This window comes from Streptococcus sp. HMSC034B05 (assembly GCF_001809055.1).
Taxonomy (GTDB): domain Bacteria; phylum Bacillota; class Bacilli; order Lactobacillales; family Streptococcaceae; genus Streptococcus; species Streptococcus constellatus.
On record NZ_KV795594.1, the window covers coordinates 47,854 to 68,724 of the forward strand.

Genomic DNA, 20,871 nt, shown 5'->3' on the forward strand with positions numbered 1-20,871 from the left:
ATTGAGTGCTAATTGAGATTGGAATCTTGATTGGAGGTGATGCCGTGGTCACGGAGCGTCAAAATGAGATTTTGAATTTGATTATTGATATCTTTACCAAGACCCACGAGCCAGTCGGATCCAAAGCGCTACAAGAGTCAATCAAATCAAGCAGTGCGACGATTCGTAATGATATGGCTATTCTTGAAAAACAAGGCCTTTTAGAAAAAGCACACACATCAAGTGGACGTAAGCCTAGTGTTGCTGGTTTTCAATACTTTGTCAAACACTCCCTTTCCTTTGATCGTCTTGCTGAAAATGAACTCTATGAAGTGATAAAGGCATTTGATCGTGAATTCTTCAAGTTAGAGGATGTTCTTCAACAGGCAGCAGATGTTCTTTCAATGTTGAGCGGATGTACAGTGGCAGCACTTGATGTAGAGCCAAGTCAACAACGCTTGACTGCTTTTGACATCGTGATTCTCAGCCAACATACAGCTTTAGCAGTTTTCACTTTAGATGAGTCCAATACGATTACCAGCCAGTTCGTGATCCCCCGTAATTTCCTACGAGGTGATTTGGTTCAGCTGAAAGAATTGATTCAAGATCGTTTTTTAGGACAAACAGTTCTTGATATTCACTATAAAATCCGAACAGAGATTCCTCAGATTATCCAGCGTTATTTTACAACGACCGACAATGTTCTGGATCTTTTCGAGCATATCTTTAGTGATATTTTCAAAGAAAATGTCATTGTGTCTGGGAAGGTAAGATTATTAGATTTTGCAGATTTAGAGAGTTATCAGTTCTTTGATCAGCCCCAAAAAGTAGCTTTTGAGCTTCGAGATAGTTTAGCTGAAGATCAGATGCAAAGTGTGCGCGTTGCAGACAGCAGAGAAAGCTGTTTGGCTGATTTGACTCTAATTTCCAGCAAATTCCTCATTCCTTATCGAGGTTTTGGGGTGCTGGCAGTTGTTGGTCCGGTTAATCTTGATTACCAACGGCTGGTCAGCCAGATGAATGTTGTCAACCGTGTGCTGACTATGAAATTGACTGATTTTTATCGATATCTGAGTAGTAATCACTATGAAGTCCATTAATTATAGTATAAATATTCCTAAAAAGGAGGTGCCTTGTGGCAAAACATAAACAAGAAGAACATCCAGAAGATGTAGAAGTAAAAGAGGAAGCTGTAGAAACAGCTGAGCAGGTTGAATCAGTAAGCCCTGAAAAAACAGAATTAGAACTAGCCAATGAGCGTGCAGAAGATTTTGAAAACAAATATCTCCGTGCTCACGCTGAAATGCAAAATATTCAGCGCCGTGCTAATGAAGAACGCCAGCAGCTGCAAAGATACCGCAGTCAGGATCTGGCAAAAGCTATCTTGCCTTCGTTGGACAATTTAGAGCGAGCTCTGGCTGTCGAAAGTCTGACAGATGATGTCAAAAAAGGCTTAGAGATGGTGCAGGAAAGCTTGATTCATGCTCTCAAAGAAGAAGGAATTGAAGAAATCGCAGCGGACGGAGCATTTGACCATAACTATCACATGGCCATTCAAACAGTTCCAGCTGACGACGAGCACCCAGCTGATACCATCGCACAAGTCTTCCAAAAAGGCTACAAACTTCACGATCGTATTCTTCGACCAGCAATGGTGGTTGTTTATAATTAGGCGGTAAGTCAGAAATCTGTGATTTCGTTGACGCACCCCCGCAAGGGTGATTAGGCTGGTCACGAGCGTTTGCGAAGTGAACTGCCAATCAGCTACTGCGTAAAGCTTGTCCGAAACGACAATAAACTATGAAGGAAGATAAGAGGCAAGCCGGAGGCTTGCAAAACCGATATTTTCCGCCGTGGTGAAAGTTTCAGTAGCTTGTGCTACTGAAACAGGGGATTTTTGAGACTTTAGGCTCAAAAATAAGTGATGAAATCCCGTAGGGAGTTGCTCACGTCCCCACCACTTAAGGGAAATATCAAGAAGAAATTTTAAAAAGAGGAAATAAGAAAGGATTTGAACCCGAACGAAATGCTCGGAAAATAGATAAACCGCCTGGCATTCATCGAATGCTTCGTTGGTTCCCTAATTTTCAGTCGCATTGTCGGCGTTCTTGGTATCATTATTATGTCTAAAATTATCGGTATTGACTTAGGTACAACAAACTCAGCAGTTGCAGTTCTTGAAGGAACTGAAAGCAAAATTATCGCAAATCCAGAAGGAAATCGCACAACTCCGTCTGTCGTATCATTTAAAAATGGTGAAATCATCGTTGGCGATGCTGCAAAACGTCAAGCAGTGACAAACCCAGATACAGTGATTTCTATCAAATCAAAAATGGGAACTTCTGAAAAAGTTTCTGCTAACGGAAAAGAGTACACTCCACAAGAAATTTCAGCCATGATTCTGCAATACTTGAAAGGTTATGCAGAAGATTATCTTGGTGAAAAAGTAACTAAGGCAGTTATCACTGTGCCAGCTTACTTTAACGATGCACAACGTCAAGCGACCAAAGACGCTGGTAAAATCGCTGGTCTTGAAGTAGAACGGATTGTCAACGAACCAACAGCTGCAGCCCTTGCTTATGGTCTGGATAAGACTGATAAAGAAGAAAAAATCTTGGTATTTGACCTTGGTGGTGGTACTTTTGACGTATCAATCCTTGAATTAGGTGACGGTGTCTTTGATGTATTGGCAACTGCAGGGGACAACAAACTCGGCGGTGACGACTTTGACCAAAAGATTATTGACCATATGGTAGCTGAGTTTAAGAAAGAAAACGGTATTGACTTATCAACTGACAAGATGGCGCTTCAACGTTTGAAAGACGCAGCTGAAAAAGCGAAGAAGGATCTTTCAGGTGTGACTTCAACGCAAATCAGCCTGCCATTTATCACAGCTGGTGAAGCTGGACCGCTCCACTTGGAAATGACCCTGACTCGTGCTAAATTTGATGATTTAACACGTGATCTTGTAGACCGTACAAAAGGTCCTGTTCGTCGTGCTCTATCTGACGCTGGACTTTCTCTGTCAGAAATCGATGAAGTTATCCTAGTTGGTGGATCAACTCGTATCCCTGCCGTTGTGGAAGCTGTTAAGGCTGAAACTGGTAAAGAACCAAACAAATCAGTGAACCCTGACGAAGTTGTTGCCATGGGTGCAGCTATCCAAGGTGGCGTCATCACTGGTGATGTGAAAGACGTTGTTCTTCTTGACGTAACACCATTGTCACTTGGTATCGAAACAATGGGTGGCGTCTTCACAAAACTCATCGATCGCAACACAACAATTCCAACTTCTAAATCACAAGTCTTCTCAACTGCAGCAGACAACCAACCAGCTGTTGATATCCACGTTCTTCAAGGGGAACGCCCAATGGCAGCAGATAACAAGACTCTGGGACGTTTCCAATTGACAGATATCCCAGCTGCTCCTCGCGGAATCCCTCAAATCGAAGTAACCTTTGACATTGATAAGAACGGTATCGTGTCTGTTAAAGCCAAAGACCTTGGAACTCAAAAAGAACAACACATTGTCATCCAATCTAACAGCGGCCTGACTGACGAAGAAATCGACCGCATGATGAAGGATGCAGAAGCGAACGCTGAAGCAGATAAGAAACGTAAAGAAGAAGTTGATCTTCGTAACGAAGTTGACCAAGCTATCTTTGCGACTGAAAAGACTATCAAGGAAACAGAAGGTAAAGGCTTCGACGCAGAGCGTGACGCTGCCCAAGCTGCTCTTGATGAACTTAAGAAAGCGCAAGAAGACAATAACTTGGACGACATGAAGGCGAAATTGGAAGCTCTCAACGAAAAAGCTCAAGCATTGGCAATGAAACTCTACGAACAAGCCGCTGCAGCCCAACAAGCCCAAGCAGGAGCAGAAAGCGCACAAGCAACAGGAAACACAGGCGATGACGTCGTAGACGGAGAGTTTACTGAAAAATAAGATGCAAAGCCCGTTAAAACCTCACAGTGAAAATAGGAAATCTGACGCAGAAACTTTAGTTTCTAGAAAGATTTGCACCTAAAGGTAGCCATATCTGTAGTTCGCTAAAGCGAAAACAGCTACGTCTCTTTTTCACCAAGAGGTTAGGGCGTGCTCGATTCAATAAGATGTTGAGGCGTTAAGAAAACGAAAGAAAAATAGGAAGCCATCGCCTTGTGCGATGCACAAAAGATGGCTTATCTTTTTTCCGATGTTTTTAGCCAAAACTCAATTCAGCATTACTAGTTCGATTTTCGAAAAATATCGTTTCGAAAATCTTGCATCGTAAGTATAGGAAGAAATCCAGAGGTTGTAACCCAGCCTCTGTTTTTCGGTAAGAAAGAAATTGGAATGGAAACTTCCGGTTCTTTCTTATACTAAGTTAGAAAGGAACTGAACCCGACCTAAATTCTCAGAAAAAAGAGAAATCAGCCTAGGAGCATCGCTCCGTCGCTTGATTTCCTATTTTTCAGTCGAATTTTACGGTCTTGGTATCTTAAATGAACAATACAGAATATTATGACCGTCTAGGTGTCTCTAAGAATGCATCTCAGGATGAGATCAAGAAAGCCTATCGGAAATTATCAAAGAAATATCACCCAGACATCAATAAAGAACCGGGTGCTGAAGAGAAATACAAGGAAGTCCAAGAGGCCTATGAAACCTTAAGTGATGAGCAAAAACGGGCAGCCTATGACCAATATGGTGCTGCGGGTGCCAATGGAGGCTTCGGTGGTGGAGCTGGCGGTTTCGGTGGCTTTGATGGTTCTAGCTTTGGTGGCTTTGAAGATATTTTCTCTAGCTTCTTTGGTGGAGGCGGTGCAAGTCGCAATCCAAACGCACCTCGTCAAGGAGATGATCTGCAATATCGAGTCAACCTTAAGTTTGAAGAAGCGATTTTTGGCACAGATAAAGAAATTAAATACAATCGTGAGGCAACCTGTCATACTTGTCATGGTTCTGGTGCGAAACCAGGAACCAGTCCAGTCACTTGTAGCCGCTGTCATGGGGCAGGCGTGATCAATGTGGATACACAAACACCTCTTGGAATGATGCGCCGTCAGGTGACCTGTGATGTCTGTCATGGGCGTGGACAAGAAATCAAAGACCCTTGCCAAACTTGTCACGGAACAGGGCATGAAAAGCAAGCTCATAGTGTTCATGTTAAAATTCCAGCAGGTGTTGAAACTGGTCAACAAGTTCGCTTATCTGGGCAAGGTGAAGCTGGTTTCAATGGTGGACCTTATGGTGATTTGTATGTCGTCGTTCAGGTGGAATCAAGTGACAAGTTTGAACGGGATGGATCAACCATTTATTATAAGCTCAATCTCAATTTCGTTCAAGCAGCTTTAGGTGACAGCGTGGAAATACCAACCGTTCACGGTGATGTGGAATTAACCATTCCAGAAGGAACGCAAACCGGCAAACGCTTCCGCCTACGTGGAAAGGGAGCACCGAGTCTTCGTGGCGGCAGCATGGGAGACCAGTATGTCACAGTCAATGTTGTAACACCGACAGGACTTAACGACAAACAAAAAGCAGCACTGAAAGAGTTTGCAGAAGCTGGTGATATGAAAATCAATCCAAAGAAAAAAGGTTTCTTTGATAAAATGAAAGATGCCTTTGAGCAATAAGAAAAGAGCAGTTTGACGCTGCTCTTTTATATTATAAGGATAAAATTGTGTGTTTTTCATCTTTGGTGATGACGCGCTTGATACCAGTTGGTTGTGTGGAAACAAGTTTTGCTAGAAAATTTGGGTAGGCTTGATACTCATCCATTCGATCTAGTGGAATCCATTCAACTGTTTCGGCAGCAGAAAAGCTTGGGAACTGCTGGCCTTTTGACTTCATCAAGTAATAAAAGGAAATTTCATGGCAATTCAGACCGGCTAATTTGCCAGAACTTTGTTGGAAAAAATTTTCGTGAATGAACAGCAATCGATCGATTTCGTAGTCCTGTCCAGTTTCTTCCTTAATTTCTCGAAGAATAGCTTCTTCTGAAGTTTCTCCTAGCTGAACAGCTCCACCTAAAGGATAAAAATAATCCTCGTTTGGATTGGTCATAAAAGCAAGCGCGCCTTCTTCAATAATGACGGCAGCAGCTTTGTAACGAAATCGAGATTTCTTTTCGCAAAAAGTAATATCAGTCATTTATCTTTCCTCCGTATTCTAGTGTAGCATATTTTTAATGAAAATCTGTCCCCGGACAGTTGTGTTTTTAGTTTCTTGTTTTCCAATTTATTTCTTGTTACAATAAACACATGACACGATATAAAGCGATTATTTCTTACGATGGTCATGACTTTGCTGGTTTTCAGCGGCAACCTCATGCTCGCAGCGTTCAAGAAGAGATTGAAAAGACTTTAACTAAAATCAATAGAGGAAAGCCTGTCATCGTTCATGGAGCTGGACGCACAGACAGTGGCGTTCATGCTTTGGGGCAGGTAATTCATTTTAATTTACCACAAAAAAGGGATGAAGAAAAACTACGTTTCGCACTTGATACGCAGACACCAGAAGACATTGATTTTATTAGCGTAGAAGAGGTGAATGAAGATTTTCATTCAAGATATTGTAAACACAGCAAGACCTATGAATTTATAGTGGATATCGGGCGTCCTAAAAATCCTATGATGCGCCATTATGCAACCCATTACCCTTATCCGCTTGATTTGAGTTTGATTGAAGAAGCTATTGAAAAGTTAGAAGGAACTCATGATTTTACGGGTTTTACAGCTTCAGGGACTAGTGTGGAAAATAAAGTTCGGACGATTACAAAAGCATACTTAGATTTTGATGAGAAGCGCAACTTTCTGATTTTTACTTTCTCTGGCAATGGCTTCTTGTATAAGCAAATTCGCAATATGGTCGGTACTTTATTGAAAATTGGAAATAAACGAATGCCAGTTGAGCAAATTGATAGAATTTTAACAGAGAAAAATCGTCATTTGGCTGGACCAACAGCAGCACCAAACGGACTTTATCTAAAGGAGATACGATATGAGGAATAATCTTATTCTGGCAATTTCAGGGAATGATATCTTTAGTGGTGGCGGATTGCACGCTGATTTAGCTACTTATACAGTCAATCAACTGCATGGTTTTGTGGCAGTGACTTGCCTGACAGCCATGACAGAGCAAGGTTTTGAAGTCATTCCTGTTGATTCTACTGTTTTTTCTCAGCAGCTTCATTCTCTCAAGAATGTGCCTTTCTCAGCCATCAAACTAGGACTCTTACCAAATGTTGAAATAGCAGATTTGGCCTTGGATTTTGTGAAAGCTCATGCAGGCATTCCTGTCGTATTAGATCCTGTCTTGGTTTGCAAGGAAACTCATGATGTCGAGGTCTCAGCACTTCGAGAGGAACTGATTAAATTTTTCCCTTATGCAAGTATTATCACGCCTAATTTACCAGAAGCCGAACTATTGGCTCAAAAAGAGTTGCGAACGGTGGAAGACGTAAAAGAAGCGGCTAGAATTTTCCATTTCTTAGGTGCTAAATCCGTTGTTATCAAAGGAGGGAATCGTCTAGATTCTCAAAAAGCAGTTGATGTTTTTTATAATGGAGAGCAGTTTCAATTTCTGGAATCACCTGTTTTAGACAACAATAACACGGGCGCTGGCTGTACCTTTGCTTCTAGCATTGCCAGTCAGTTAGTGTTAGGAAAATCAATTGTTGAAGCAGTTCAAATTTCAAAAAAATTTGTTTACCAAGCTATCCAACATTCAGATCAATATGGGGTTGTTCAATATGAAAAAAAATCAGACATATAAACTTGTCCTTTTGTCCATGATTGCTGCGTTGACAGTTGTTTTGGGCTACTATTTAAAAATTCCAACACCAACGGGGATTTTAACGTTCCTTGATGCAGGTATTTTCTTTACCGCCTTTTATTTTGGCAGAAAAGAGGGAGCCATCGTCGGTGGTTTAGCTGGCTTTCTCATTGATTTGCTTTCAGGTTATCCGCAGTGGATGTTCTTTAGCTTGATTTTTCATAGTTTACAAGGATATTTTGCAGGTTTTAAAGGAAAAAGTCGTTATCTCGGTTTGGTGTTAGCTACGCTTGTTATGGTAGGAGGTTATGCTGTTGCTTCCACTATCATGCATGGTTGGGGAGCGGCTTTTCCAGAAATATTTCCTAACTTTTGCCAAAATACCTTAGGGATAATTGTCGGATCTATTTTGAATAAACTGTTGACAGATGTTTTGAAAAAGTTAAACAAATAAGGGCGGTGTCCTCTTGGGCTTTTAAAAGCTCTATTTGTAAATATATTCAGAAGTATTTATGACAAAATGAAACGAGGTAAAATGATGAATTTACAAGAATTGAAAAAACAAACTCAAACCATTTTAGCAGATGTTTTAGAGAAATCAGCACTATCTTCCGGTGATATTTTTGTACTGGGCTTGTCTTCCAGTGAGGTGATTGGAGGGCATATTGGAAAAAATTCCAGTCAAGAAGTGGGAGAAGTTGTTGTCAAAACTATGTTGGATATGTTGTCACTTCGCGGAATTTACTTGGCAGTTCAGGGATGTGAACATGTCAATCGTGCTTTGGTCGTGGAGAAAGAATTGGCGCAGAAACAAAATCTGGAAATTGTCAATGTGTTGCCAACTCTTCATGCTGGTGGAAGTGGTCAATTAGCAGCTTTTAAATATATGAACAACCCAGTTGAAGTGGAATTTATTACGGCTCAAGCAGGGATGGATATCGGAGATACAGCAATTGGTATGCATATTAAGCACGTCCAAATTCCAGTACGACCAATTTTACGAGAACTAGGAGAAGCGCATGTGACTGCGCTTGCCAGTCGTCCAAAACTAATCGGTGGAGCGCGAGCTGCTTACCAAAAAGATAAAATTCGGAAAGCATAAAGAGCAAAATCAGCAAATGGACGGAAAAATCGTTAAATTTTTCATTAGAAAATTTGTGAAATAACGTGTATTTATGGTATAATTGATTGTATTCAATAAATTTTAAGGAGAAATGACAGAATGTCTGTATCATTTGAAAGCAAAGAAACAAATCGCGGAGTTTTGACATTTACAATTAGTCAAGAACAAATCAAGCCAGAATTGGATCGTGTATTTAACTCAGTTAAGAAAAATCTGAATGTACCAGGTTTCCGTAAAGGTCATCTTCCTCGTCCAGTGTTTAATCAAAGATTTGGTGAAGAAGCTCTTTACCAAGATACATTAAATGCTCTTCTCCCAGCTGCTTATGAAGCTGCTGTTAAAGAAGCAGAGATCGAAGTTGTTGCTCAACCACAATTTGATGTGGCGTCTATGGAAAAAGGTCAAGATTGGACCATTACTGCGGAAGTGGTTACAAAACCCGAAGTAAAATTAGGTGAGTATAAAAACTTAGAAGTATCTGTTGATGTCTCTAAAGAAGTATCTGATGCAGATGTAGATGCAAGAATTGAACGCGAACGCAATAATTTAGCAGAACTTGTATTGAAAGAAGATAAGGCTGCTAATGGTGATACAGTTGTGATTGATTTTGTTGGAACAGTTGACGGCGTTGAATTTGATGGTGGTAAAGGAGATAACTTCTCACTTGAACTTGGAAGCGGTCAATTCATTCCAGGTTTTGAAGACCAATTAGTTGGACATGCTGCTGGTGAAACAGTAGAAGTAAACGTGACATTCCCAGAAGACTATCAAGCAACAGATCTTGCAGGTAAAGATGCTAAATTTGTGACTACGATTCATGAAGTCAAAGAAAAAGAAGTTCCAGAAGTAGATGACGAACTTGCCAAAGACATTGATGAAGATGTTGAAACACTGGATGAATTAAAAGAAAAATACCGCAAAGAATTGGCTGAATCAAAAGAAATCGCGTTTGATGATGCAGTTGAATCTGCGGCACTTGACCTTGCAGTAGAAAATGCAGAAATCGTTGAATTGCCAGAAGAAATGGTTCACGAAGAAGTTCATCGCTCTGTAAATGAATTTCTTGGGAACATGCAACGTCAAGGTATTTCACCAGACATGTACTTCCAAATCACTGGTACAACTCAAGAAGATCTTCATAAACAACATGAAGCTGACGCTGAAAAACGTACTAAGACTAATCTTGTGATTGAAGCTGTTGCAAAAGCAGAAGGATTTGAAGCGAGCGATGAAGACATCGAAGCAGAAATTTCTTCACTTGCAACTGACTACAATATGGAAGTGGAGCGTGTTCGTCAACTTCTTTCAACAGATATGTTGAAACATGATATTGTTATTAAAAAAGCCGTTGAATTGATTACAAGTACTGCAAAAGTAAAATAATCTAATGATACATAAGGCAAATTCAGTCGGAGATTCGACTGAATTGCCTTTTTGCTTCTTTTATATAAAAGTAGAAGTCATTTTGATGAAAAAGAGTGATTTTCTTGATTGGAAAATAAAATTCTTTTTGACGAAAGAAGATTTTTATCGTACAATGAAAAGTAGCGAAAATTCAACAAATTAATTTTTAAGAGCAAGTCTAAAAAAGCTCTTAAACCTTAAAAGGAGATCAATTTTGGAATTAGAAGTATTTGCTGGACAAGAAAAAAGTGAACTTTCTATGATTGAAGTGGCGCGTGCTATTTTAGAGACACGTGGTCGCAATCATGAAATGTATTTTAATGACCTTGTCAATGAAATTCAAAATTACCTTGAAAAATCAAATAGTGATATTCGTGAAGCCTTGCCGCTTTTTTATACAGAGTTAAATGTAGACGGCAGTTTCATTCCTCTAGGAGATAACAAATGGGGCTTGCGTTCATGGTATGCGATTGACGAGGTGGATGAGGAAATTATCGCCCTTGAAGATAACGATGAAGAAACTCCTAAGAAACGGAAGAAAAAACGTGTGAATGCCTTTATGGACGGAGATGAAAATGCCATTGATTACAATGACGATGATCCAGAAGATGAAGACTCATATGAAGCAGATCCTGCCCTTAATTATGACGAGGATAATCCGGACGACGAAAAGAGTGAAGTAGAAGCGTATGATGCTGAAATCAATGAAATTGCACCTGATGATTTAGGTGAAGAAGTCGAACTCAATGAAGAGGATGAAGACTATTCAGATGATGAGGTGGATTCAGAGGATGAAGAATAGTTAAGTCCGCTAACGTTTGCTTCTGTTCTTATTTGACAAAAAATTTATTCTGCGATATTATAATATCGGGCACTTCTTTTAAGAAGTCAAAAGCTCCCTAGCTCTAGGGAGCTGTTTTTGTTTTTGCTATTAGAAGTGAACACGCCTGAAAACATCGAAAAAGCAAAGGTTGATTTATGAATAGTCGTTTCCCATTTTCGTGTGTTTTCTAAATGAGTTTTGTATCTTAGATAAGGAGAATGTATGGCAACAAAATATATTTTTGTTACAGGTGGTGTAGTTAGTTCGATCGGTAAAGGGATTGTGGCAGCAAGTCTTGGTCGTCTTTTGAAAAATCGTGGTCTTAAGGTAACCATTCAAAAGTTTGATCCATATATCAATATTGACCCAGGAACGATGAGCCCTTATCAACATGGGGAAGTATTTGTGACGGATGATGGTGCAGAAACTGACTTAGACCTCGGGCATTATGAACGCTTTATTGACATTAACTTAAACAAATATTCAAATGTGACAACGGGTAAGATTTATAGTGAAGTTCTTCGCAAAGAACGCAAAGGTGAGTACCTTGGAGCTACTGTTCAGGTCATCCCACATATTACAGATGCTCTAAAAGAAAAAATTAAACGCGCTGCAACGACAACAGACTCTGACGTGATTATCACAGAAGTAGGAGGAACTGTTGGAGATATTGAAAGCTTGCCATTCTTAGAAGCACTTCGTCAAATGAAGGCAGATGTTGGTGCAGATAATGTGATGTATATCCACACGACATTGCTTCCTTATCTGAAAGCTGCTGGGGAAATGAAAACGAAGCCCACTCAGCATTCTGTAAAAGAATTGCGTGGTCTTGGAATTCAACCGAACATGCTTGTTATTCGTACTGAAAAACCGGCTGGCCAAAATATTAAGAACAAATTGGCACAATTTTGTGATGTAGCACCAGAAGCAGTGATTGAGTCCTTGGATGTGGAACATTTGTACCAGATTCCATTGAATCTGCAAGCGCAAAACATGGACCAAATCGTTTGTGATCACTTGAAGTTGGATGTGCCAGAAGCAGATATGACGGATTGGTCTGCTATGGTTGATAAAGTCATGAACTTGAAGAAACAAGTAAAAATTGCACTGGTTGGGAAATATGTGGAACTACCAGATGCTTATATTTCTGTTGTGGAAGCTCTCAAACATTCTGGTTACGCCAATGATGCAGAAATTAAACTGAGCTGGATCAATGCGAATGATGTCACAACTGAAAATGTCGCCGAGTTGCTGAATGATGCGGACGGGATTATTGTACCGGGTGGATTTGGTCATCGTGGAACGGAAGGAAAGATTGCGACGATTCAATATGCTCGTGAAAATGATGTGCCAATGCTTGGAATTTGCCTCGGCATGCAGTTGACTTGTGTCGAATTTGCTCGCCATGTGCTAGGATTTAATGACGCTAATTCTTCAGAATTGAACCCTGATACGCAACATCCTGTTATTGATTTGATGCGTGATCAGATTGATGTGGAAGATATGGGAGGGACACTTCGCTTAGGACTTTATCCGTCTAAACTAAAACGTGGCTCCAAAGCAGCTGCAGCTTATGATAATCAAGAAGTTGTTCAGCGTCGCCACCGCCACCGTTACGAATTTAATAATGAATTCCGTCAACAATTTGAAGATGCCGGTTTTGTATTCTCAGGAGTTTCACCGGACAATCGCTTGGTGGAAATTGTTGAAATTCCAGAAAATAAATTCTTTGTGGCTTGTCAATACCACCCAGAATTATCTAGCCGTCCTAATCGTCCAGAAGGACTTTATACAGCTTTTGTTACAGCAGCAGTTGAAAATAGTGAGAAATAAGATTGGAAGCAATTCCAGTCTTTTTAGCATTTCTCATAGGAGAAAAATTTGTCAATATGAATGAAAGACAGCATTTTAAAACTAAAGTAAGAAATTTTCTCCTAAAAATGATACAATTTGAATAGTTGATGAGCTCAATAAATAATGAAACGGAGGTGGATCATGATGAAGTTTATACTGAATGAAAGTATCGCAATGCTTGGGATTAAAAATGTGGTTATTGGCATCGCTAAAAATGTAGACCCACATGCACCCTTACCTGCTTCATTTTTGAAAAAGCAAAAAGAGATGGAAAAGTGGGCATTGAATTGCGATATCGATGAGGTGTCTGATACTCCAGTCATTCAAGGCTACAAGGATTTATTGCAAAGTGTCGGACGTAGTGTCAAGAAGAATCCTCCTACCGTTTTGGCGCTTATTCGGAATATTCGACATCGTGGATCCATCCCGAATATTAATAGTATTATTGATATTTATAATGTTGAATCTTTACATTCTTTATTAGCCATCGGTGGGCATGATTTGGATAAAATAGAAGGGCAAATTGAATTTACAGTTAGTCAAAAAGAAGATGTGTTTCTACCGATTTTATCTACGGAAAAACACGTTTCACAGACTGATTATGTTTATCGTGATCAAAAAGGAATTTTAGCATGGCTAGATGTTCGCGATGGAGAACACTATAAATTTGATGATGAAACCCAAAACGCCATTTTTATTATTCAAGGGAATGCACATACATCTGTTGAAATGCGTTTGGAAGCACTGGAGCGCATTGAGAACGATTTAGCAGAATGTATGCCGAATCTAGAGTTTGAAACGTATGTCATTTGTTCAGAGAAAGAGAGATAAAAACAGTGCATTCACTGATAGGATACGAGAAGTAAATCTGTTTTTTTGAAGGCATTTGGAGCACAATAACATTTTTTAGTAAAAGATTTGTTTGAAAATTCTTTACTTTTTAGTAAGATATAGTATAATTAGAATATATCATAGTTTTCGGAGGTACCTATGAAAAAAAGTAAAATTATTGCAGTAGCAGGGGTAGCCCTACTAACTGCTGGTTTTTTAACAGCTTGCTCGGGTTCGAAATCGAACTCAGCTGAAACAAAATTTGGTTATGTGTATTCTGGTGATCCAGAAACTTTGGATTATGTAACATCAGGAAAAGCAACCACTAGCGATCTTGTGACAAATGGAGTTGACGGATTGTTAGAAAATGACAAATATGGAAATCTTGTACCATCAATGGCTAAGTCATGGACTGTATCAAAAGATGGTTTAACCTATACTTATAAACTTCGTAAGGGTGCCAAATGGTACACATCAGAAGGTGAAGAATATGCTGAAGTCAAGGCGCAAGATTTTGTAACTGGACTGAAACATGCTGCCGATAAAAAATCTGAGGCGCTTTATTTGGTTCAAAACTCAATTAAAGGTTTAGATGCTTACGTGAATGGTCAAACAAAAGACTTTTCAACGGTAGGTGTGAAAGCGGTTGATGATTATACTGTTCAGTATACATTGAACAAGCCAGAACCATATTGGAATTCTAAGACAACCTCTGCCATTATGTGGCCAATCAATGCAGAATTTTTGAAATCTAAAGGAAATAAATTTGGCCAATCAACAGACCCTAACTCAATCCTTTATAATGGACCATTCTTGATGAAAGCTATCACAGCAAAATCTGCGGTAGAGTATGTTAAAAACAAACATTATTGGGATAAAGATAAAGTAAAAGTTGATAGCATTAAACTTGCTTACTATGATGGTCAAGACCAAGACTCATTGGCTCGTAATTTCAAAGATGGGGCATACTCATACGCACGCCTCTTCCCAACAAGTTCAAACTTTGCAACTTTTGAAAAACAATTCAAGGACAATATCTATACAGCAGAAGCAGGCTCTGGAACGGCTGCTTTAGCCCTTAATATTGACCGTCAATCTTACAACCATACGGCTAAGAAAACAGATGAAGAAAAAAATTCAACGAAAAAGGCATTGTTGAACAAAGACTTCCGTCAAGCTTTGAACTTTGCACTTGACCGCGAATCTTATGCAGCACAAGTAAATGGTAAAGATGGTGCTGCCACAGCAATCCGTAATATGTTTGTACCATCTAATTTTGTTCAAGTTGGTGAAAAATCATTTAGTGATGTTGTAGAAGAAAAATTAGCAAGCTATGGCGATGACTGGAAGGGTGTCAAACTAGCTGATTCACAAAATGGCTTGTACAATCCAACAAAAGCAAAAGCAAAATTTGCAAAAGCAAAAGAAGCTTTGCAAGCTCAAGGTGTGAAATTCCCAATCCACTTAGACGTTCCTGTTGTAGAAACTTCTAAGAACTACGTTGCTCGGATGCAGTCTTTAAAACAATCTGTTGAAAAAGTACTCGGCAAAGAAAATGTTGTCATGGACTTGAATATGATGTCAGAAGACGACTTTAATAACGTCACTTACTATGCTCCAAATGCAGCTGGAGAAGACTGGGATATTTCAGGTGCTGTTGGTTGGAATCCTGATTATCAAGATCCATCTACTTATCTTGATATTTTGAAATCAACGGCTTCTGACAATACGAAGACTTGGTTTGGTTTTGACTCTGGTAGTGAAAATGCCGGTGCTAAAGCAGTTGGCTTGGACGAATATAATAAATTAGTCGATGAAGCAGGTGCAGAAACAACAGATATTGCAAAACGCTATGAAAAATATGCAGCAGCACAAGCTTGGTTGACAGATAGCTCGCTTGTCTTGCCAACAATGGCTTCAACAGGTGCCGGAACTTTTGTGTCACGCATTCAACCGTTCTCAGGTGCATTTGCGCAAACAGGTAGTAAAGGTAGCTCAACCTACTATAAATATATTAAAGTCGGTAAAGATGCTGTCACGAAGAAGGACTATGAAGCAGCTAAGAAGAAATGGCAAAAAGAAAAAGCCGAGTCTAATAAAAAAGCTCAAGATGAATTAGCTGATCATGTAAAATAATACAATGATAAAAGCAGGTAAAACTCACTAAAAGGTGAGGAAAACCTGCTTTTTTAATTTCTAAAGGTTAATAGATTAACATAAACCTTATTAAATCAGCTTTCAAAATATGTCATAAAATTTAGAAAATTCTATTTACTTTTTACTGTTTGTGTGCTAGAATGTATAAAAATAATGAATTTGGGAGGAATATTCATGAAGAAAAGTAAAATCATTGCTTTAGCGGCTGTTACCCTACTTACAGCAGGAGCCTTAACGGCTTGTTCTGGCTCTAAAACAAGTTCTAGCAATAAAACATTTTCATATGTTTATGAGCAAGATCCAGATAATTTGGATTATTTGACAACTGGGAAGGCTTCTACTTCAAATATTACAAGTAATGTCATTGATGGACTCTTAGAAAATGACCGTTACGGAAATTTAATCCCTTCTGTGGCAAAGGATTGGACGGTTTCCAAAGATGGCTTGACTTACACTTATAAACTTCGTAAAGGTGTCAAATGGTATACATCCGAAGGTGAAGAGTATGCCGAAGTCAAAGCGCAAGACTTTGTGACTGGTTTGAAACACGCTGCAGATAAGAAATCCGATGCTATTTATTTGGTACAAGATTCAATCAAAGGCCTGGATGCTTACATGAAGGGTGAAAATAAAGATTTCTCTTCTGTCGGTATCAAAGCGGTTGATGATTATACGGTTCAATATACTCTGAATCGACCAGAAAGCTTTTGGAATTCAAAGACTACGATGGGGGTTTTAGCGCCAGTTAATGCAGAATTTTTGAAATCAAAAGGAAATAAATTTGCACAAGCAACAGACCCATCTAGTCTTCTTTATAATGGACCATACTTGCTAAAATCTATCACTGCAAAATCATCTGTTGAATTGGCTAAAAATCCAAACTATTGGGATAAGAAAAATGTACACATTGATAACATCAAATTGTCTTACTATGATGGTCAAGACCAAGATAAACTTGCTAAAGGATTTAGTGACGGTTCATTTACCAATGCAAAAGTATTTCCAACTAGTCCAAGTTATGCTTCCGTCAGCAAGAAATACAAAAACAACATCGTTTATACTCCACAAGATGCAACCACTTATCTAGTGGCTACAAACATCGATCGTCAATCTTACAATCACACATCAAAGACAACAGATGCTCAAAAGACATCTACTAAGAAAGCATTATTGAATAAAGATTTCCGTCAAGCAATTACATTTGCATTTGACCGCACAGCTTATGCGTCACAAGTAAATGGGAAAGATGGTGCGACAAAGATGCTTCGTAATCTCTTTGTACCACCAACTTTTGTTCAAACAGATGATAAGAACTTTGGAGAATTGGTCAAAGAAAAATTAGTCAGCTACGATGAAAGTTGGAAAGATGTCAACTTAAATGATGCGCAAGACGGTCTTTACAATCCAACGAAAGCCAAGGAAAAATTAGCCAAAGCGAAAGCAGCGCTTCAAGCAGACGGTGTTCAATTCCCAATCCACATTGACATGCCAGTTGACCAAACGGCAACGAATAAAGTTCAACGTGTACAATCATTGAAACAATCGATTGAAAAAAATCTTGGCAAAGAAAATGTTGTGATTGACATTCAACAAATGTCTAAAGACGATGTAAATAATATCACTTACTTTGCTGAATCTGCAGCTGCAGAAGATTGGGATCTTTCTGATAATGTTGGTTGGAGTCCAGACTTCCAAGATCCATCTACCTATCTTGATATCATCAAACCTTCAAGCGGTGAAAGCACAAAGACCTATCTAGGATTTGATGCAGGTACGAATAACGCTGCAGCAGCACAAGTCGGTATGAACGAATATGAAAAGCTGTTGAACGAGGCTGAAAAAGAAACCACTAATACGAATGCACGCTATGAAAAATATGCGGCAGCCCAAGCTTGGTTGACTGATAATGCATTAGTTATTCCAACAACAACGCTAACGGGTCGCCCAATTCTTTCTCGCACAGTGCCATTTACTAATCCATTTGCTTGGTCAGGAAACAAAGGGAATAGTGAAATCATTCTATATAAATATCTTGAACTCCAAGATGAGCCTGTTACACAAGATCAGTACAAGAAAGCTATGACTAAATGGAATAAAGAGCGATCAAAATCTAATAAAAAAGCTCAAGAAGAACTTGCAGATCATGTTAAATAATTGAAAAAAATTTAACAGAAAAACAAAAAAGGTTCATTTATGATAAAAATATTCTGACAATTGATTTTACAATTGACTAGAATTGTGGTATAATTTTAAACAATCAGTTTAAAATTGAAGGTATTCTAAAATCGAAAATAGGTATTTGTCGTAACGCGTGACATTTTTCTATCCCTTCCTTCGGTCTTGACTGACAGGTTAGGTTTAATAACTTAATCATAGTGATTGAAGTAGAATATCTGATGTGACTCATGCTAAATCAGTAAATACCAAAGAATTAGCAGATCATGTAAAATAAACTTCTCATCAGAACTTTCTCTAACAGGGGAGAAAGTTCTTTTGGGATTTTAAAGGAAACGGTAAATGAAGAAATATATTTTTATGCGTATCTTACGCTCTTTAGTATCTATTTTCATGGTAACAACATTGACTTACACCATTATCTATACTATGGTGCCAAGAAAGTTGATTTTCAAGCAGGATCCAAACTATAATAAAATAGCTACAACTCCTGATAAAAAGACTAATTATGAAAATACAATTTTTGAGCGTATGGGTTACATTGACTACTATGATACGAAGGAATTACAAGAAAAAGCTAGTAAAGAGAATCCTTCTGTAACAGTAGAACCTACTAATGCAAATAAAAAAATCTATGAAGCTTACATCAAAAAGTTGGGGCGTGGTTGGAAATTGCAGCAATTCAAAGAAAGTAAGCAATTTTATGCAACTCGAGAGGTTCCAGTTTATGAACGCGTTCTTGGTTTCTATGGCAATTTGATTCAAATTGACCATACAGGTGCTGTGAAAGATGCTTCTAATCCAAACTTGAAGCGTTATCTTCGTATTGAAAATGATCCTGCTATTGGTTGGTCTGTTGTTGGTTCTGGAACGAAACATAAATACTTGTTATATTTCAACAGTCAATTTCCATTTATCCATCAAAATTTTGTGAGATTAAATCTAGGTATTTCTTATCCAACTTATGCGAATCTTCCTGTTTTACAAGTTATTTCGCAAGGGCAAGGACAAACGAAAACTTCTGAAGTTCAATTCCCGACAGGTAAGAAAACTTCGTCTGTCAACATTTATACAAGAACTTATAAATCTCCAAAACAAGCCGATGCGCGTGATGTTGCCAATTATGGAAAAGATGATCCATATACGGCAACAGAAAGTAACTACCAATATCCATCAATGATTGTAAGTTCTTCAATTGTTGGTTTGATTGGTCTGGCTTTATCTTACTTAATTGCTGTTCCGCTTGGATCTTACATGGCTCGCTTTAAGAATACATTGTTTGATAGTATTTCGACAGGAGCCTTGACATTCTTGATGTCATTGCCAACTATCGCTTTGGTTTATATCATTCGGTTGATTGGTTCGGCTCTTGGATTGCCGGATTCCTTCCCTATTTTGGGAGCAGGAGATTGGCGTTCCTATGTTCTTCCGGCAGTTATTCTTGGGCTTTTGAGTGCGCCTTGGACAGCTGTTTGGATTCGTCGTTATATGATTGACCTGCAATCACAAGACTTTGTTCGTTTTGCACGGGCAAAAGGTCTCTCTGAACAAGAAATTTCAAATAAACATATTTTTAAAAACGCCATGGTACCACTTGTATCCAGTATACCTGGTGCTATTATCGGAGTTATCACAGGTGCGACTTTGACCGAAACAATCTTTGCTTTCCCTGGAATGGGTAAAATGCTGATTGACTCTGTTAAAGCATCTAATAATTCTATGGTCGTTGGTCTTGTATTTATCTTTACATGTCTTTCTATTTTCGCTCTTCTATTGGGTGATATTCTGATGACCATGCTTGACCCACGTATTAAATTAACATCAAAAGGAGGTAAATAATGGCTACAATTGATAAAAGTAAGTTCACATTTGTAAAACGCGATGATTTTGCCTCTGAAATAATTGATGCACCAGCTTATTCTTACTGGAAATCTGTTATGCGTCAATTCTTAAGGAAAAAATCAACAATTGCTATGTTGGGTATTCTTGTTGCAATTGTTTTGATGAGTTTCATCTATCCGATTTTTTCAAATTTCGATTTTAATGATGTAAGTAAAGTAAATGATTTTAGTGCTCGTTATATCAAACCGAATTCCCAATATTGGTTTGGTACAGATAGTAACGGAAAATCCCTCTTTGACGGAGTGTGGTTTGGAGCACGTAACTCTATTCTTATTTCAGTTATTGCAACCATGATTAACCTTGTGATTGGTATTGTTATTGGTGGTATCTGGGGAATTTCAAAGACTGTCGATCGTGTGATGATTGAGATTTATAATATCATTTCTAACATTCCACCGCTTTTGATTGTCATTGTCTTGACTTACTCAATCGGTGCAGGTTTCTGGAATTTGATTTTTGCTATGACCATCACTGGTTGGATTGGGATTGCTTACAATATTCGTATCCAAATTCTACGTTATCGTGATTTAGAGTATAACCTTGCCAGTCGCACTTTGGGAACACCGACTGTTAAAATCATTGTAAAAAATATTATGCCACAGTTGGTTTCTGTGATTGTGACAACTGCTTCACAATTACTTCCAAGTTTCATTTCATACGAAGCCTTTCTGTCTTTCTTTGGTTTGGGACTTCCTGTGACGGTGCCAAGTTTAGGGCGTTTGATTTCGGATTATTCACAAAATGTTACAACAAATGCATATCTTTTCTGGATTCCATTAACAACGTTGATTTTGGTTTCCCTTTCCCTATTCGTTGTCGGTCAGAACTTAGCGGATGCTAGTGATCCACGTACACATAGATAGG

Annotated in this window: 17 protein-coding genes; 16 read left to right on the plus strand and 1 reads right to left on the minus strand. The window is 38.7% G+C overall.

The features are described from left to right. Positions 1-44: 44 nt before the first annotated feature. The 4 genes from hrcA (at position 45) to dnaJ (ending at position 5,598) form a co-directional block, all read left to right on the plus strand. Positions 45-1,079: a heat-inducible transcriptional repressor HrcA gene (gene hrcA / locus HMPREF2542_RS02250; RefSeq protein WP_006270270.1), complete on the plus strand. Its 1,035-nt coding sequence runs from the start codon at positions 45-47 to the stop codon at positions 1,077-1,079. Between the two features lie 35 nt (positions 1,080-1,114). Next, positions 1,115-1,651, plus strand: coding sequence for a nucleotide exchange factor GrpE (gene grpE / locus HMPREF2542_RS02255; protein ID WP_058669841.1), 537 nt, complete (start codon positions 1,115-1,117; stop codon positions 1,649-1,651). 450 nt (positions 1,652-2,101) lie between these two features. Then, positions 2,102-3,925 (plus strand): molecular chaperone DnaK, encoded by a 1,824-nt coding sequence (gene dnaK, locus HMPREF2542_RS02260; RefSeq protein ID WP_058669840.1) that lies wholly within the window; start codon positions 2,102-2,104, stop codon positions 3,923-3,925. A 539-nt stretch (positions 3,926-4,464) separates the two neighbouring features. Beyond that, positions 4,465-5,598 carry a molecular chaperone DnaJ gene (gene dnaJ, locus HMPREF2542_RS02265; RefSeq protein WP_058669839.1) on the plus strand — a complete coding sequence of 378 codons (1,134 nt, stop codon included), beginning with the start codon at positions 4,465-4,467 and terminating at the stop codon, positions 5,596-5,598. A gap of 31 nt (positions 5,599-5,629) precedes the next feature. On the opposite strand, the gene HMPREF2542_RS02270 is transcribed toward dnaJ, so the two are convergent. Continuing rightward, positions 5,630-6,115, minus strand: a complete 486-nt coding sequence (locus HMPREF2542_RS02270; RefSeq protein ID WP_039677677.1) for an NUDIX hydrolase — start codon at positions 6,113-6,115, stop codon at positions 5,630-5,632. A 110-nt stretch (positions 6,116-6,225) separates the two neighbouring features. Here HMPREF2542_RS02270 and truA point away from each other — a divergent pair, with 110 nt between their 5' ends. The 12 genes from truA (at position 6,226) to oppC (ending at position 20,870) form a co-directional block, all read left to right on the plus strand. Further along, positions 6,226-6,975 (plus strand): tRNA pseudouridine(38-40) synthase TruA, encoded by a 750-nt coding sequence (truA, locus tag HMPREF2542_RS02275; RefSeq protein WP_003070588.1) that lies wholly within the window; start codon positions 6,226-6,228, stop codon positions 6,973-6,975. Next, positions 6,965-7,738 carry a bifunctional hydroxymethylpyrimidine kinase/phosphomethylpyrimidine kinase gene (locus HMPREF2542_RS02280; RefSeq protein WP_070484245.1) on the plus strand — a complete coding sequence of 258 codons (774 nt, stop codon included), beginning with the start codon at positions 6,965-6,967 and terminating at the stop codon, positions 7,736-7,738. Before truA ends, HMPREF2542_RS02280 begins: the two co-directional genes overlap by 11 nt. Further along, complete coding sequence (locus tag HMPREF2542_RS02285) at positions 7,716-8,192, plus strand: ECF transporter S component (protein WP_006270221.1); 477 nt, start codon at positions 7,716-7,718, stop codon at positions 8,190-8,192. Before HMPREF2542_RS02280 ends, HMPREF2542_RS02285 begins: the two co-directional genes overlap by 23 nt. An 84-nt stretch (positions 8,193-8,276) precedes the next feature. Next, positions 8,277-8,840 carry a TIGR01440 family protein gene (locus HMPREF2542_RS02290; RefSeq protein WP_022524559.1) on the plus strand — a complete coding sequence of 188 codons (564 nt, stop codon included), beginning with the start codon at positions 8,277-8,279 and terminating at the stop codon, positions 8,838-8,840. A 120-nt stretch (positions 8,841-8,960) separates the two neighbouring features. Next, on the plus strand, positions 8,961-10,244 hold the full coding sequence (gene tig / locus HMPREF2542_RS02295) for a trigger factor (protein ID WP_037597966.1): 1,284 nt from the start codon (positions 8,961-8,963) through the stop codon (positions 10,242-10,244). Positions 10,245-10,479: 235 nt separating this feature from the next. After that, positions 10,480-11,067 carry a DNA-directed RNA polymerase subunit delta gene (rpoE, locus tag HMPREF2542_RS02305; RefSeq protein WP_003070583.1) on the plus strand — a complete coding sequence of 196 codons (588 nt, stop codon included), beginning with the start codon at positions 10,480-10,482 and terminating at the stop codon, positions 11,065-11,067. 243 nt (positions 11,068-11,310) lie between these two features. Further along, complete coding sequence (locus tag HMPREF2542_RS02310) at positions 11,311-12,921, plus strand: CTP synthase (RefSeq protein WP_037597962.1); 1,611 nt, start codon at positions 11,311-11,313, stop codon at positions 12,919-12,921. Between the two features lie 162 nt (positions 12,922-13,083). Further along, entirely contained in the window at positions 13,084-13,773 is a 690-nt protein-coding gene (locus HMPREF2542_RS02315; protein WP_058669833.1) for a B3/B4 domain-containing protein, read from the plus strand. Between the two features lie 159 nt (positions 13,774-13,932). Then, positions 13,933-15,909: a peptide ABC transporter substrate-binding protein gene (locus HMPREF2542_RS02320; RefSeq protein WP_049477122.1), complete on the plus strand. Its 1,977-nt coding sequence runs from the start codon at positions 13,933-13,935 to the stop codon at positions 15,907-15,909. Between the two features lie 195 nt (positions 15,910-16,104). After that, positions 16,105-18,084: a peptide ABC transporter substrate-binding protein gene (locus HMPREF2542_RS02325; RefSeq protein WP_020998025.1), complete on the plus strand. Its 1,980-nt coding sequence runs from the start codon at positions 16,105-16,107 to the stop codon at positions 18,082-18,084. A 363-nt stretch (positions 18,085-18,447) separates the two neighbouring features. Then, complete coding sequence (locus HMPREF2542_RS02330) at positions 18,448-19,944, plus strand: ABC transporter permease (protein WP_003070574.1); 1,497 nt, start codon at positions 18,448-18,450, stop codon at positions 19,942-19,944. After that, positions 19,944-20,870: an oligopeptide ABC transporter permease OppC gene (gene oppC / locus HMPREF2542_RS02335; RefSeq protein WP_003070571.1), complete on the plus strand. Its 927-nt coding sequence runs from the start codon at positions 19,944-19,946 to the stop codon at positions 20,868-20,870. The genes HMPREF2542_RS02330 and oppC overlap by 1 nt, the downstream gene beginning before the upstream one ends. Position 20,871 lies beyond the last annotated feature (1 nt).

Excerpts from the sequence above, each read along its gene's own strand:
- dnaK (WP_058669840.1), top strand. The coding sequence starts at position 2,102 with ATGTCTAAAATTATCGGTATTGACTTAGGTACAACAAACTCAGCAGTT.
- dnaJ (WP_058669839.1), top strand. The coding sequence starts at position 4,465 with ATGAACAATACAGAATATTATGACCGTCTAGGTGTCTCTAAGAATGCA.
- HMPREF2542_RS02270 (WP_039677677.1), bottom strand. The coding sequence starts at position 6,115 with ATGACTGATATTACTTTTTGCGAAAAGAAATCTCGATTTCGTTACAAA.
- truA (WP_003070588.1), top strand. The coding sequence starts at position 6,226 with ATGACACGATATAAAGCGATTATTTCTTACGATGGTCATGACTTTGCT.
- HMPREF2542_RS02280 (WP_070484245.1), top strand. The coding sequence starts at position 6,965 with ATGAGGAATAATCTTATTCTGGCAATTTCAGGGAATGATATCTTTAGT.
- HMPREF2542_RS02285 (WP_006270221.1), top strand. The coding sequence starts at position 7,716 with ATGAAAAAAAATCAGACATATAAACTTGTCCTTTTGTCCATGATTGCT.
- HMPREF2542_RS02290 (WP_022524559.1), top strand. The coding sequence starts at position 8,277 with ATGAATTTACAAGAATTGAAAAAACAAACTCAAACCATTTTAGCAGAT.
- tig (WP_037597966.1), top strand. The coding sequence starts at position 8,961 with ATGTCTGTATCATTTGAAAGCAAAGAAACAAATCGCGGAGTTTTGACA.
- HMPREF2542_RS02310 (WP_037597962.1), top strand. The coding sequence starts at position 11,311 with ATGGCAACAAAATATATTTTTGTTACAGGTGGTGTAGTTAGTTCGATC.
- HMPREF2542_RS02315 (WP_058669833.1), top strand. The coding sequence starts at position 13,084 with ATGATGAAGTTTATACTGAATGAAAGTATCGCAATGCTTGGGATTAAA.
- HMPREF2542_RS02320 (WP_049477122.1), top strand. The coding sequence starts at position 13,933 with ATGAAAAAAAGTAAAATTATTGCAGTAGCAGGGGTAGCCCTACTAACT.
- HMPREF2542_RS02325 (WP_020998025.1), top strand. The coding sequence starts at position 16,105 with ATGAAGAAAAGTAAAATCATTGCTTTAGCGGCTGTTACCCTACTTACA.
- HMPREF2542_RS02330 (WP_003070574.1), top strand. The coding sequence starts at position 18,448 with ATGAAGAAATATATTTTTATGCGTATCTTACGCTCTTTAGTATCTATT.
- oppC (WP_003070571.1), top strand. The coding sequence starts at position 19,944 with ATGGCTACAATTGATAAAAGTAAGTTCACATTTGTAAAACGCGATGAT.